The sequence below is a fragment of the Bradyrhizobium sp. USDA3010 genome (assembly GCF_056429065.1).
Genome location: NZ_JBWJZD010000015.1, coordinates 131,960 through 146,473 on the forward strand (window position 1 = coordinate 131,960; position 14,514 = coordinate 146,473).

Sequence of the window (14,514 nt, forward strand, 5' to 3'; positions counted from 1 at the left end):
GGCGCGTGTTTTACCTGTCTGCACCTTTGCTCGCAAGCGCGAGGGTAGAACCAAATCGGCGGGGAACCGTTGATCCCCACTATTAAGTATCTGATTTGTCACACCCCGGAAGCGCATTCTGTGACGATCCACCGCCGCTTTCATCTTTCAACGCGACCCCGGTGATCTGGCGTGCCAGCCCCTCGCGCACAAGCCACGAGATCCTGAATGCGGCTTCCGCATAACTCAGCCCGGCACGGTGGATGTTGGAGACGCAGTTGCGGTCGGCATCGGTGAGGCCGATCCGCGGCGCGAAGGTGAGATAGGCACCAAGGCTGTCGGGCGCGGAAAGGCCGGGCCGCTCGCCGATCAGCATCACCAGCATGCGCGCGCCGATGACGGCGCCGATCTCGTCACCGAGGGCGACGCGCGCGCCTGACGCGACGATCACCGCACCGGTGTCGATCCCATCGGCCGCAAGCCGCGGCACGAGGTGCCGGATCAATTCGACGGCGTGCACATTGACCGCTGTCGGCGACAGGCCGTCGCCGATCACGATCGCGCAGGAGCATGCGGTGATGCCGCCCCCTTCCAGCGACCGTCGCGATGCGGAATCCAGCATGCGTCCGAGATCGGGCCGGCGCAGATAGTCGCGCCGGCCGGGCGCCTGGCTCGACACCTCGCGCGGCGTGATGCCAAGGCCGGCAAGACCGGCTGTAATGCCGCTGACATCGAAGGCCGCGTGAACGGCGTCGCGGGCGCGCGCGTGGTCGAGCGTGAACGAGAGCAGCGCATCGGTCGGCAGGCTGGCCCCGAACCGGCCGAGACCGATGCGCGCCGGCGTGAGGTCGCGCAGATCGGAAAGCGACGGGGGCGATGGCGCCGGCGGTGTGGTCATGCTGTCATTCGGCGGGAACGGAAGCCTCGCGCAGCCGGATCGAGTAGTTCGAGGCGTTCTGCCGGCCGCTGGAGGCTGCGCGCGCAAACGTGATCAGATGATGCGCAACCAGCGTCGCCGAGATCAGCCCCTCGATGTCGCCGCGCTTGAGCCGGCCGAGCGCAAACTTCCAGAACACGCGCTTGTAGTCGCCGAGCACGCCGACCTTCCAGAAGATGTTGCGAAGCATAATCAGGCCGCGCCGGATGTTGGCCCAGCTCTTCATCTCCGGGCTGACCGGCACCTTGATGCGGTTGGCATAGGTGTAGTTGCATTGGTGCAAATAGCGCTCGAACAGCTTCTCGGGCTGGTAGGCGATCTCCATGCATTTGCGCCAGGAACTCACCACGTCCTCGTAGGGCAGCAGGAACTCGACATTGGAGTCGCGGCCGTCGTCATGGACCAGCCTTCCTGCCTTTTCGAGCCGATCCCACAGCGGCGTCTTCGGCAGCGCCTGCAGCAGGTTGATGGTGAGGAGCGGAATCCGGGACTCCTCGACGAAGGAGAGCAGCGCGTCAGCGGTCTGGGGCTTGTCGGTATCGAGCCCCATGATGATGCCGGAGACGACCTCCATGCCGAAGGAGTTGATGGTGCGCACGCCCTCCAGGATCGGAACCATCATGTTCTGATCCTTGTGCATGGCCTTCAATGCGTCGGGATCGGGCGTCTCGATGCCGACGAAGATCGTCACGAAGAAGGCCTCGCGCATCTTCTCCAGGATCTCGGGCCGCTTGGCGATATTGAGCGTCGCCTCGCAGGCGAGCCGCGTGACATACCCGGTCCGCTTCTGCCACTCGATCAGATGCGGCAGCAGCTCGCTCGCGGCCTTGCGGTTGCCGATGAAGTTGTCGTCGACGAAATAGACGGTGTCGGTTGCGCCGCAGGCGCGCAGCTTGTCGAGCTCGGCGATGATCTGCTGCGGCGACTTCAGCCGCGGATTGCGGCCATAGAGCCCGGGGATGTCGCAGAACTCGCACTGATAGGGGCAGCCCGACGAGAACTGGATGCTGCCGAGGAAGTACTTCTTGGTTTCGGCGAGCTCATAGGCCGGCAGCGGGAAATCCGTCATCGGCAAGCGGTCGATGGTCTTCAGCACCACCTGCTCGTCCGGACGCCTGGTGTCCTGCTCCAGACGCTTGATCAGCTCATTGGTCGCATCGCCGAGCTCGCCGACATGAAGGTAGTCGAATAAGGGATAGTAGTCCGGACAGGCACTGACCGATGGGCCGCCGATCGCGACCACCAGGTCGTGGTCATGCGCGCGGCGGCAGATATCGTTCATCTGCTGGCGCTGGATGTGCATACCGCTGACGAACACGGCTTCCGCCCACTCGAAATCCTCCGCTGTGGCCGGGCGCAGATTCTCGTCGACGAAGCGGACCGGCCAGTTCTCGGGGAGGTATGCGGCGATCAACAGCAGGCCCTGCGGCGGCATGAACGCCTTGACGCCGTCGGTCAGAGGATAGGAGTGCTCGAAGGTCCCAAAGGACGACGTATAGCGCGGAAAGACGCAGAGGATACGCCGTGCTGTCTTTATGCCCTCAGCTCTCATCAATCGACCCCGAAGCACCCGCAAATCTAACCATAGCGTGGAACGCTGGGCCAGAAATTCTTCAACATTGTGGCGCTTACCAACGTCACAACGGTGAGATAGTTGCTCTGCAGAATTTCGCTATCCCGTCAGGTCAACAGCCTGGCGGCGAGGTCGGGCAGCTGCCCCGCATCGGCAACGAGGCGGAAATCCTGCCCGGCAAGGCCGACGCGCGCCAGCCAGTCGTCGAATTCGGGCGCCCGCTTCAGGCCGAACAGGTCGCGGACGTAGAGCGCATCGTGAAACGATGTCGACTGATAGTTCAGCATCACGTCATCGGCGCCCGGCACGCCCATGATGAAGTTCACGCCGGCGGCCGCAAGCAGCGTCAGGAGATTGTCCATGTCGTCCTGATCGGCCTCGGCGTGGTTGGTGTAGCAGACGTCGATCCCGAGCGGGAGGCCGAGCAGCTTGCCGCAAAAATGGTCCTCGAGCCCGGCGCGGATGATTTCCTTGCCGTCATAGAGGTATTCGGGACCGATGAAGCCGACCACGCTGTTGACCAGCAGCGGATCGAACGCCCGCGCGACCGCATAGGCCCGCGCCTCGCAGGTCTGCTGGTCGACCTGGTGATGGCCGTTGGCCGACAGTGCCGAGCCCTGCCCGGTCTCGAAATACATGACGTTGTCGCCGACCGTGCCGCGGCGGAGCGACAGCCCGGCTTCCCGTGCCTCCCGGAGCAACGAGAGGTCGACGCCGAAACTGCGGTTGGCCGCCTCGGTGCCAGCGATCGACTGGAACACGAGATCGACCGGCAGCCCCTGCCCGATCAGGCCGAGCGTGGTCGTGACATGGGTCAGCACGCAGCCCTGCGTCGGAATCCCGAGCCGGGTGATGACGTCGTCCAGCAGCCGCAGCAGGGTGCCGATGACGTTCGGATCGTCGCTCGCCGGATTGATGCCGATGCAGGCGTCGCCCGATCCGAGCAGCAGCCCGTCGAGGATCGAGGCGGTGATGCCCTTGGCATCGTCGAACGGATGGTTCGGCTGCAGCCGCGTGCTCATTCGCCCGCGCAAGCCGATGGTGTTGCGGAAGCGGGTTGTCACCTCGCATTTCTTCGCGACCAGGATCAGATCCTGGTTGCGCATCAGCTTCGACACCGCCGCCACCATCTCCGGCGTGATGCCGCGCGAGATCCGGTTGATCGCGTCTCCAGTGGCGGCATCCGACAGCAGCCAGTCGCGGAAGCCGCCGACGGTGAGCGACGACACCGGCAGGAAGCCAGCAACGTCGTGGCTGTCGAGGATCAGGCGGGTGACTTCGTCGTCCTCATAGGGGATGACGGGCTCATCGAGGAATTGCTTGAGCGGAACGTTGGCAAGCGCGAGCCGCGCGGCGATCATCTCCGCGGCGCTGTCTGCCGCGATGCCGGCCAAGCGGTCGCCGGACCGCAGCGGCGAGGCCTTGGCAAGCAGGATGCGCAGATCGTCGAATGCATAATTGGTGGCGTCGATGGTGTGACGATAGAGCATGGGGATTCGCGTCGAGGCTGGGGACGGCGTAACCTAGCACCTCTTTGCGAAAGTCGTGCCATCAGCTTCGCCCGGTGCGCCGGGGGATGTTGACGAATGATGATGATGGCAGCCCGTCATTCAACACGGCGGCAAGGCGCCGCCACCCGGTCGCCTCGGAGCATCTCATAAGACATTGGTATTATTTAGAGATTTTAACGGTTGCGGCGGCGCAGAACGCACGCGTTAAGAAATTATCCATGAAGATTTTGCATAAGCTTTAATTGGCCGAAGGTACTCCCCGGCCTCTTGGAGTGCCCGCAATGCCGTCCCCCGTCACATCCCCCATCTCCACATCCCGACCTCCAATGGCATCCCGATTCTCGCTTGCTGCCAGGCTGTACTCGACGTTTGCGCTGATTGCGGCGCTGACCGCAGCCATCACCGTCCTGTCCGACTACAACGCGCGGCGCAATGCCGAGCTGACCACGGCCGTCGACCTCGCAAGCCGCGCCGCGCTCAATGTCGAGCGGGTCAACTCGCTGGTTTACGCGGTGGTGATGGAATCCCGCGGCATCTACATGTCGACCGAACCTACGGCGGTGAAGAAATACGGCGACGGGCTGCTGGCGTTCAACGACCGCATCCTCGGCGTGGTGAGGAACTGGGAGACCCTGGTGCAGGCCGACGACGCCGCGCAGTTCGCGGTGTTCAAGAAGCGCATCGAGCAATTCATCGAATTCCGCAAAGAGCTGGTCCGCCGCGGCATCGAAACCGGCGCCGCTGCCGGGCGCGAGTGGGGCGACAACGACGCCAACCGCGACGTGCGCACCGCGCTGAACAAGGATCTCGAGGCGCTGTCCAAGGTCTACGCCGAGCGCAGCAAGAAGCTGGCACAGCAGACCGACACCAACCGCGAGTTGGCGCTGCTGCTGACCGGGCTCGGCGCGGCGGCCCTGATCGTGGTGGTGCTCGGCGTGCTGATCATCGCCCGCTCGGTGGCGCGGCCACTGTCGCAGATCACCACGACCATCAAGCACGTCGCCGAGGGCGCCGACCATGTCGACGTGCCGCACGTCGGGCGCAGCGATGAAATCGGCGCACTCGCGCGCGCCATCAAGGTCTTCCAGGAGGCGATGGACCGCAATCGCAGCCTGAACGCGCAAGTCGTGCAGGACTCCGAGGCTCGCGATGCCCGCGGCCGGCATATCGAAAGCTTCGTCGAGACGTTCCGGGGCACGATCGGTGAGGTGCTCCGCGCGGTGCACGACAACGCTGCGACGATGCGTCAAACCGCGCAGACCATCGCGACCGTCGCGGCGGACGCCAGCGGCCGGACGGTTGCGGCGGCAGGCGCGACCGAACAGGCCGCGAGCAACGTGTCTGCGGTGGCAAGCGCCGCCGAAGAGCTCTCCGCCTCGGTCGAGGAGATCGGCCGCCAGGTCAAGCAGTCGTCGGGGGCGGTCGATCAGGCAGGTGCGCGCACCGACCGGTCGATCACCGAGATCGAGAGCCTTGCCGCCACCACGCAGCGCATCGACGGTGTGCTGAGCCTGATCCAGGCAATCGCCGAGCAGACCAACCTGCTCGCGCTCAACGCCACCATCGAAGCCGCCCGCGCCGGTGACGCCGGCCGCGGCTTCGCGGTCGTTGCGCACGAGGTCAAGGCGCTGGCCGGGCAGACCGCCAAGGCAACCGCAGAGATCAGTGAGAATGTCGGCCTGATCCAGGCCTCGACCCGCAACTCGGTGGCCGCCGTGCGCGAGATCGGCCAGGCGGTGCGTGAGATCAGCAACGTCACCGCCAACATCGCCAGCGCGATCGGCCAGCAGGACGCAGCCACGCGCGAAATCTCCGCCAATGCGCAGATGGCCGCCCAGGGCAACGAAACCCTGGTGACGAATGTCGGCTCGCTCCGCGACGACATGGAACAGACCAGCAAGGCGGCGGAATCGGTGCTCGCGGCATCGAACGATCTGACCGCAACCGCCGAGACGCTGTCGCGCGAGGTCGAGCAGTTCTTCCGCAACTTGCGCAGCGATGCCGCCGAGGACCTGCGACGCACCGGAACCTGAACGGATCAGGCGATCCGTCTGGGCCCTGCGCCAGGTTCCGACCAACCTGGAATGGTTAAGACGATCGCAACGCGCGGGCGCAAATTGCCGGTGCTTGCGGTCGCCTTTCTCAATTTGATGCCCCTATAGAAACGGACAGAGCGCGGGGGCGCGGGGAAGTGGAAGCGAGCAATGAACGGACTGTTGCCAAAGCCGAGGGCGGTGCCGACCAAACGGCTGCTTGCGCTCGGGATCGGTCTCGTCCTGTGCTTTTCGGCGATCTGCGCGTCCGTTCTCTGGGAGATGGCGGGCAAGGACTATCAGCATGCGAAGCAAGGCGCGACCAACCTCGTCGCCTCCATCGCCAGCGAGATCGACCGCAACATCGAGCTCTATGACCTGTCGCTGCAGGCGGTCGCCGACGGCGTCACGCTGCCGGAGCTCGGCAAGATCAGCCCGGAGCTTCGCCAGGTCGTGCTGTTCGACCGTGCCGCCACCGCCAAGGATCTCGGCTCGATCCTCGTGCTGAATACGGCGGGAGACGTCACGCTCGATTCCCGGACATTGACGCCGCGGACCGCAAACTTCGCCGATCGGGACTTCTTCCGGGTGCATCAGGCGCGAGCCGACAGCGGACTGTTCATCAGCGCTCCCTGGGTGACTTCAGACGGCGAATATCTGATCAGCCTGAGCCGCCGCATCAGCAATGACGACGGGTCCTTTGCCGGCGTCGTCGCGGGCAGCATGCGGCTAAGCTATTTCCACAATCTGTTTCGCAAGCTGAGCTTCGGCCTCGACGACAGCATGGCACTGTTCAACACCGATGGCGTCATGCTGATGCGAGCACCGTTCGATATCGGCAAGATCGGGCAGAGCATCAGGGACTCACAGGTCTTCAGGCAGTTCCCGGCACGGCAATCCGGCTTCTACATGACGAAATCGCTCGTCGATCATGTCAACCGGCTCTATGTCTTTCAGGCGGTCGGACACCATCCCCTACTGATCGCCGAGGGCCTCGCGCTCGACGGCATCTATGCCGACTGGTGGCAGCAGCTCTGGCTGATCGGAAGCGTGGTGGCGGCGCTCTGCGGCTTCTCGATCGTCCTGATGTTCTACCTGCTGGCCGCTCTCAAACGGCGGGCCGTCGCGGAAGGCCGGCTCGCGCACCTCGCGAACACCGATGCGCTGACGGGCCTCGCCAACCGCCGCCGCCTCGACGATACGCTTGACGTGGAATGGCGGCGTGGCATGCGCGCAAAGGCGCCGGTGTCGCTTCTGATGATCGACGTCGATCATTTCAAGGCCTTCAACGACACCTACGGCCATCAGGCCGGCGACGCCGTGCTCGCCACCGTGGGACGGTGCATCGCAACCAGCACCAAGCGCGCAACCGATCTCGGCGCGCGCTATGGAGGCGAGGAGTTTTCGGTGCTGCTGCCCGGCATTGGCAAAGCCGGTGCATTGGAGGTTGCCGAGCAGATTCGCGCGAAGCTGACCGCTGCGCGCGAATCCGAGCATGAGTTGCCTACCGTCAGCATCGGACTGTCCTGCCTCGTCCCGGATCACGAGCGCACATCGCGCGATCTGCTCAAGGCCGCGGACCTCGCGCTCTATCAAGCCAAGCATGAAGGCCGCGACCGCGTCATCATCAGCCCGATCGGGTGGGACAAATCGGGCAAGCGGCAGGTCGCCTGATCGAGACCGCGGCGGCGCGGCCGAACGCGCGCCTGCCCCCTCGACTCACTCCACCGGCAACACGTCGACGGCGACGCTGAGCTTCTGCTTGCGCGCGCCGACGATGACGCCGTCGACCGGCGAGACGTCGGCGAAGTCGCGGCCGATGGCGAGAATGATGTGGTCGTTGGCGACCATGAGATCGTTGGTCGGATCGAACCCGACCCAGCCGAGCTCGCTGCCGCACCAGACCGACACCCAGGCGTGGGTTGCGTCCGCGCCCTGCAGCCGCGGCTGGCCCGGCGGCGGAATGGTGCGCAGATAGCCGCTGACATAGGCCGCCGGCAGACCGAGGCCGCGCAGGCCTGCGATCATCACATGGGCAAAATCCTGGCAGACGCCGTGGCGTTTCTCGAACACGTCGCGAAGCGGCGTCGAGATCACGGTCGCCTTCGGATCGTATTTGAAGTCGCCGCGGATGCGACGCATCAGGTCGGCCGCACCGGCAAGGATGCCGCCGCCGGGCGAAAAGCTCGCCGAAGCGTAGGCCGTCACCGGCCGCAGCACCGGCACCAGCGCGCTGGCGAAGACGTAGCCGACCGGCGAGCCCGCATCGAGGCTCAATGCCTCGAACGCGTTGTCGCGCACGCACTCCCAGGACGGGCTCGCTGCGTCACGGAGCGGCGACTGCCGCGCCACCGAGACCCGCGAGCGGGAATCGATGCGAAGGCTGCGATGCGCGGACTCGATCAGGACGCTTTCGGTCAGCGTGCCGAAGAAGTCGCGCCGCGCGGTGCGCTCCGCAGGCTTCGGACGAATCTCGACCGAATGGGAAACCAGCTCCTGCCCGTCGCCGGTGATCGGCTCCAGCCGCAGCGAGCAGCGCGCGAAGCTGACCTGGGTCTCGTAGCTGTAGGTCGTGACGTGACGGATGTCGTAGATCACGCCAGCCCCGTGAGCTTCTCCGGCCGGCTGGCGTTCGGTCCGTGCGGGAAATAATGCAGCCCGACCGAGTCGGCGAGGTTGAGCAGATCCTGCTCCAGCGCAAACAGCGTCTTGACGTCGAGGCTGCCGGCTTCGGCCGTCGTCAACATCGCCTCGACCGCAACCGCGAGCCGCTGCGGCCGCTCGATCAGGCCATGCTCCTTCAGGCTCGGCAGCGCGGCGATATGCTCGTTCAGCGCCGCGACCTGAAATGCGACCGAGCGCGGGTTGTAGGGATCGAGCACGGCAAGATCGCGCACCGGCGTCAGCAGCGGCTGCACCAGATAGCGCGAGCGGTAGGTGATCTGGCAGTCGACCAGCGTGAGCAGAACGTCGAGGTCTTCGTCACCGGCTTCGTCATAGGCGAACTGACGGGCAAAGCGTGTGGTGTTGATGGCGCGCTCGGCACGGCGGCCCATCTCGAGGAAGCGCCAGCCGGCCGCGCGGTTCATGTTCTCCTGCGCGAGGCCTGCGAAGCTTGCGAGCTCCTGCAAGGTCAGCTCGGCGGCGCTGACGACGCCGTCATCGTCGTGAACCTCGATCGCGAGCCGATCCGCCATCTCGGTGATGACCTGCCAGGCGTCCGGCGACAACCGCTCGCGCAGCGAGGTCGCGGTGCGCTGCGCCGATCGCACCAGCGACAGCGCCGAGCCGAACTTCTCCTCGTTCTGCAGCGCTTCGAGGGCGACCTTGGCGGGATTGGCGCGCGCGGTCTGCGAGGCCGCACCCCAGGCAACCAGCATGCGCTGGATGCGCTCGGCCGAATGCATCGCCGGCGTCGAGCCGGTCGCATTCGCCCGCGCCGGATCGCGCAGCGGCGTGCACAGCGCGCGGATCAAGCGAATGGTGGCCTCGGCGCGCTCGAGATAGCGGCCGAGCCAGAACAGATTGTCCGCGGCGCGGCTCGGCAGCACGCCGGCGATGCGACGGATGCGGACGGTGTCGACCGCCGGCAGCAGGGTCGAGGTCGCAACCGCCTTGTCGGAGACCACCCAGACGTCGGCGGACACCGCCCCATCGCCCATCGACACCGCGCGCGCATCCGCCCGATCGGCAATCCGGCAGAAGCCGCCGGGCAGCACGGTCCAGCCGTTCGGCGTCGCCGCCGCGAACACCCGCAGCACGAACGGACGCGGCGCAATGCGGCCGTTCTCCCATACCGGCGTGGTCGACAGCCGCACCAGCTCCTGTCCGACATAGTCGATGCCGCGATGGCTGATCGCATCCTTCAGGCGGTCGCGGTCTGCGGCCGACAGTTCGCCCGGGAGCACCGGCCCGTGGCCTGGAAAATCCGCAACGCCGCGGCCATAAGCGCCTTCGATCGCGAATTCGTCGAGCCGCGACAGCACTTGCTCGCGAGCGGACTTCTGGCCGCACCACCAGGTCGCGATGTGCGGCATCATCAGGTCTTCAGAGAGCAGACGCCGGCACAGGCTGGGCAGGAAGCCAAGCAGCGCCCTCGCCTCCATCACGCCCGAGCCCGGCATGTTGGCAACCACGACGCCGCTCTTGCGCAGCACCTCGACGAGCCCGGGCACGCCGAGATAGGAGGAGGCGTCGAGCTCGAGCGGATCGAGCATGTTGGAATCGACCCGGCGCAGCAGCACGTCGAGCCGCTTCAATCCGGCAACGGTGCGGATGTGGATGCGGTCGCCGGAGACCGCGAGGTCGTCGCCTTCGACCAGCAGGAAGCCGAGATAGCGCGCGAGCGTGGCATGCTCGAAATAGGTCTCGCTGAACGCCCCTGGCGTCAGCAGGCCGATCCGCGGCTCGTCGCGGTCGGCGCTGGCGCGCAGCGAATCGCGGAACGCTTCGAAGAACGGCGCAACACGCTCGACATTCATCGACTTGTAGAGGTTGGAGAAGGCGCGCGACAGCACCAGACGGTTTTCGAGCGCATAGCCTGCGCCCGACGGCGCCTGCGTGCGATCGCCGAGCACCCACCAGCGGCCGTCAGGCCCACGGCCGATGTCGGCAGCGTAGAGATGCAGATAGCGGCCGCCCGGCGGCTTGATGCCGCTGACCGCGCGCAGATACTCGCTGCTACCAGCGATTGCCGCCGCGGGGATGGCACCGTCAGCAACGAGACGGCCCTCGCCGTAGAGATCGGCCAGCACCATTTCCAAAAGCTGCGCGCGCTGCGCGACGCCCGCGGCGAGCTGGCGCCAGTCGGCTGCGTCGATGATCAGCGGCAGGTGGCTGAGCGGCCAGATCCGGTCCGAGGTATCTCCGGGCGCGCGATAGGTAACGCCGGCCTCGCGCAGATGGCGATCGGCGGAGGCGAAGCGGCGCTCGATATCGGCGGGCGACAGCCCGGCAAAGGCGTCGAAGAAGCGCGCCCAGACCGGCCGCGGCGCGCCGTTCTCGGCAATATATTCATCGGGAATGCCGGGCAGCCGGACATAGTCGCGGGTCCACTGCGCCATCCGGCGCTGACCGGGACGGGCCCTGCTCTCCTGACTGCTGCCTTGACCACCCGACACTGACATTGCACTTCCCCTGCACCCAATTACTGCAGGAGCGGCGTCCGCAAGTCGAGGGTCAAGGGAAACTCAATTGTGCGTTCCTCCGGTGGTGGTTCTATCCTGCCGGGGGTATGACCGTGCTCCTGGAAGCGCGCCAGCCGCCGCGCCTCGGCCTCGTAGGAATTGACCGGCTTGGTCTCGTAGTTGCGGCCGCCGGGATGAGCGACGTGGTAGACGCAGCCGCCGAGCGAGCGGCCGTTCCAGGTATCGATCAGGTCAAACGTCAGCGGCGCGTGCACGGGGATGGTCGGATGCAGGCCGGAAGCCGGCTGCCAGGCCTTGAAGCGCACACCCGCGACCGCCTCGCCGGCGCGGCCGGTCTCGGTCATCGGCATCCGCCTGCCATTGCAGGTGATGACGTGGCGGCCCTCCACGAAACCCGTCGCCTTCACCTGCAACCGCTCGACCGAGGAATCGACGTAGCGCACGGTGCCGCCAGCGGTGCCCTCCTCGCCCAGCACGTGCCAAGGCTCGAGCGCCTGCCGCAGCTCGAGGCCGACGCCACCATGGTGGACCCGCCCGAAGGCGGGGAAGCGGAATTCGAGCTGGGCCTGATACCAATCCGGCTCGACGTCATAACCGGATTGCTTGAGTTCGGCGAGCACGCCCACAAAATCCTCCCAGAGGAAATGCGGCAGCATGAAGCGGTCATGCAGCGCGGTGCCCCAGCGCACGAACTTGCCCTGCTGCGGCTCGCGCCACAGCTTTGCGATCAGCGCCCGGATCAAGAGCTGCTGCGCCAGCGACATCCGCGGGTCGGGCGGCATTTCGAGCGCGCGGAATTCGACCAGGCCGAGTCGGCCGGTCGGGCCATCGGGCGAATAGAGCTTGTCGATGCAGATCTCGGCCCGATGGGTGTTGCCGGTGATGTCGACCAGGATGTGCCGGAACAGGCGATCGACCAGCCACAGCGGCGCGTCCATCCCCGGCGGCGGCACGTGCGACAGCGCGATCTCGAGCTCATAGAGTCCATCATGCCGGGCCTCGTCGATGCGCGGCGCCTGGCTGGTCGGGCCGATGAACATGCCGGAGAACAGATAGGACAGCGACGGATGCCGCTGCCAGTACAGCACGAGGCTCTTCAGCAGATCGGGCCGGCGCAGGAACGGCGAATCCTCCGGCTTGCTGCCGCCGACCACGATGTGGTTGCCGCCGCCGGTGCCGGTGTGGCGGCCATCAATCAGGAAGCGGTTGGCCCCGAGCCGCGTCTTCGCGGAGTCCTCATAGAGACCGAGGGTGATGTCGACGGCTTCGCGCCAGCTTTGTGCCGGCTGCACGTTGATCTCGATCACGCCGGGGTCCGGCGTCACCTTGATCACCTCGATCCGCGGATCGAACGGCGGCGCGTAGCCTTCGACATGGACTTGCAGCTGCAGCTGTTCGGCGGCGGCTTCGATCGCGGCGATCAGCTCGAGATAGTCGTCGACCTTCTCCACCGGCGGCATGAAGGCGCACAGCACGCCATCGCGCACCTCGATCGACATCGCGGTACGCACCGGCAGCGGCTCTTCAATGTCCTTGAGCGCCCGCGTCAGCTCCGGATCGATCTCCCCCAGCGCATCGCGCGGCGCCATCGGATCCTGCTCGATGACATAGGGAAAATCCTCGGGCGGGACGTGTTCGAGCGAAGCGATCGGAAGCCGCAAGCCCAGCGGGGAATCGCCCGGAAAGAGGAACAGATGGCTGCGCCGGATCTTCCAGCGCTCGCTGCGCCAGCGCGCCGGCACGCGATCGCCCAGCGGGCTCCAGCGCTGGATCGGCAGCACGTAACCCTTCGGCGTCGTCAGCCCCTCGTCGAACACCCGCGCCATCCGCGCGCGCTCTTCCGGATCGGTCAATTTGGAATTCGCAGGGCTGACATTGGCCGGCAAACCAGCCTCGCGCTCGAGCCAGAACGCAGTGTCCTCAAAGGCCGGCATGACGTAGTCAGCCTTCAGGCCGAGCCGCGCGGCGATGCCGATTGCGAGGCGCTCCGCATCGGCGATCTCAGCCTTGCGCGGATTTTCGACTGAAGCGATCAGGCCGGCATCCTTCCAGATCGGCTTGCCGTCCTTGCGCCAGTAGAGGCCGAACGCCCAGCGCGGCAGGCTCTCGCCGGGATACCATTTGCCCTGGCCGTAATGCAGCAGGCCGCCGGGCGCGAACCGCGTGCGCAGCTTGCGGATCAACTCGTCGGCGAGCGCGCGCTTGGTCGGACCGACCGCGGCGACGTTCCACTCCGGCGATTCCAGATCGTCGACCGAGACGAAGGTCGGCTCGCCGCCCATGGTCAGCCGCACATCGTCCTTCTGCAGATCGGCATCGACCTGCTCGCCGAGCCGGTCGAGCCGCGCCCAGGATTCATCCGAAAACGGTTTGGTGATCCGCGGCGCCTCGCGGATCCGCTTGACGCTCATCTCGAAGCCGAACTCGACATTGGCAAAGCCCGCGGTGCCGGTCACCGGCGCGGCCGAGCGGTAGTGTGGCGTGGCGCAGACCGGGATATGTCCCTCGCCCGTCAGCATGCCGGAGGTGACGTCGAACCCGATCCAGCCCGCACCCGGCAGATAGACCTCGGCCCAGGCGTGCAAGTCGGTGAAATCGCTCTCGACCTCGCGCGGCCCCTCGAGCGGATCGATGTCGGGCCGCAGCTGGATGAGATATCCGGAGACGAAGCGCGCGGCGAGCCCGAGATGGCGCAGCGCCTGGATCAAGAGCCACGCCGAGTCGCGGCAGGAGCCGGAGCCGGCGGCCAGCGTCTCCTCCGGCGTCTGGATGCCGGCCTCCATGCGGATCACGTAGCCGATCTTCTTCTGCAGCTGCGCGTTCAGCTCGACCAGGAAATTGACGGTCGAGTCGGCCTTGTGCGGAATGTCCTTCAAATAAGCCGCGAGCAACGGCCCCGGCACCTCGGTCTCAAGATAAGGCGCGAGCTCGGTCTTGAGATCGCCGGGGTATTCGAACGGAAAGCTGCCGGCATAGGGCTCGACGAAGAAGTCGAACGGATTGACCACTGTCATCTGCGCGGTGAAGTCGACCTCGACCTTGAGCTCGGTCGCCTTCTCCGGAAACACGTAGCGCGCCAGCCAGTTACCCTGCGGGTCCTGCTGCCAGTTCACGAAGTGGTTTGATGGCGTGACCTTGAGCGAGTAGCTCAGGATCGGCGTGCGGGTATGCGGCGCGGGCCGGAGCCGAATGGTCTGGGGCCCGAGATCGATCGGCCGGTCGTATTTGTAGTGCGTGACGTGATGCAGTGCGACGAAGATCGACACGGACCGAGGACTCCAGCAGCTTTTTTGAGCAGAACACTGGTTCCGGTCGACATCAAGCACTAACAACG

Annotated in this window: 8 protein-coding genes; 2 read left to right on the plus strand and 6 right to left on the minus strand. The window is 65.9% G+C overall.

The features are described from left to right. Positions 1–82 precede the first annotated feature (82 nt). The 3 genes from eutC to AC066Y_RS23070 form a co-directional block, all read right to left on the minus strand. Positions 83–877 carry an ethanolamine ammonia-lyase subunit EutC gene (gene eutC, locus AC066Y_RS23060; RefSeq protein ID WP_478275865.1) on the minus strand — a complete coding sequence of 265 codons (795 nt, stop codon included), beginning with the start codon at positions 875–877 and terminating at the stop codon, positions 83–85. Between the two features lie 4 nt (positions 878–881). Beyond that, a complete protein-coding gene (locus AC066Y_RS23065) occupies positions 882–2,468 on the minus strand; it encodes a B12-binding domain-containing radical SAM protein (protein ID WP_478275866.1) in 1,587 nt (528 codons plus the stop codon). Positions 2,469–2,596: 128 nt separating this feature from the next. Beyond that, on the minus strand, positions 2,597–3,979 hold the full coding sequence (locus AC066Y_RS23070) for an ethanolamine ammonia-lyase subunit EutB (RefSeq protein ID WP_478275867.1): 1,383 nt from the start codon (positions 3,977–3,979) through the stop codon (positions 2,597–2,599). A 347-nt stretch (positions 3,980–4,326) separates the two neighbouring features. Between AC066Y_RS23070 and AC066Y_RS23075 the strand changes: the two genes are divergently transcribed. Next, positions 4,327–6,033, plus strand: coding sequence for a methyl-accepting chemotaxis protein (locus AC066Y_RS23075; protein ID WP_478275868.1), 1,707 nt, complete (start codon positions 4,327–4,329; stop codon positions 6,031–6,033). A 171-nt stretch (positions 6,034–6,204) separates the two neighbouring features. Further along, complete coding sequence (locus AC066Y_RS23080) at positions 6,205–7,707, plus strand: sensor domain-containing diguanylate cyclase (protein WP_478275869.1); 1,503 nt, start codon at positions 6,205–6,207, stop codon at positions 7,705–7,707. A gap of 45 nt (positions 7,708–7,752) precedes the next feature. Here the strand turns inward: AC066Y_RS23080 and AC066Y_RS23085 are convergent, their stop codons facing one another. The 3 genes from AC066Y_RS23085 to AC066Y_RS23095 are packed head-to-tail and all read right to left on the minus strand — an operon-like array spanning position 7,753 to position 14,446. Further along, positions 7,753–8,631: a transglutaminase family protein gene (locus tag AC066Y_RS23085; RefSeq protein WP_478275870.1), complete on the minus strand. Its 879-nt coding sequence runs from the start codon at positions 8,629–8,631 to the stop codon at positions 7,753–7,755. Then, positions 8,628–11,159: a circularly permuted type 2 ATP-grasp protein gene (locus tag AC066Y_RS23090; protein WP_478275871.1), complete on the minus strand. Its 2,532-nt coding sequence runs from the start codon at positions 11,157–11,159 to the stop codon at positions 8,628–8,630. The genes AC066Y_RS23085 and AC066Y_RS23090 overlap by 4 nt, the downstream gene beginning before the upstream one ends. A 20-nt stretch (positions 11,160–11,179) precedes the next feature. Further along, positions 11,180–14,446, minus strand: a complete 3,267-nt coding sequence (locus AC066Y_RS23095) for a transglutaminase family protein (protein WP_478275872.1) — start codon at positions 14,444–14,446, stop codon at positions 11,180–11,182. Positions 14,447–14,514 lie beyond the last annotated feature (68 nt).

Bases quoted from the DNA above. Each gene is read 5' to 3' on its own strand.
- eutC (WP_478275865.1), bottom strand. From the start codon at position 877: ATGACCACACCGCCGGCGCCATCGCCCCCGTCGCTTTCCGATCTGCGC.
- AC066Y_RS23065 (WP_478275866.1), bottom strand. From the start codon at position 2,468: ATGAGAGCTGAGGGCATAAAGACAGCACGGCGTATCCTCTGCGTCTTT.
- AC066Y_RS23070 (WP_478275867.1), bottom strand. From the start codon at position 3,979: ATGCTCTATCGTCACACCATCGACGCCACCAATTATGCATTCGACGAT.
- AC066Y_RS23075 (WP_478275868.1), top strand. From the start codon at position 4,327: ATGGCATCCCGATTCTCGCTTGCTGCCAGGCTGTACTCGACGTTTGCG.
- AC066Y_RS23080 (WP_478275869.1), top strand. From the start codon at position 6,205: ATGAACGGACTGTTGCCAAAGCCGAGGGCGGTGCCGACCAAACGGCTG.
- AC066Y_RS23090 (WP_478275871.1), bottom strand. From the start codon at position 11,159: ATGTCAGTGTCGGGTGGTCAAGGCAGCAGTCAGGAGAGCAGGGCCCGT.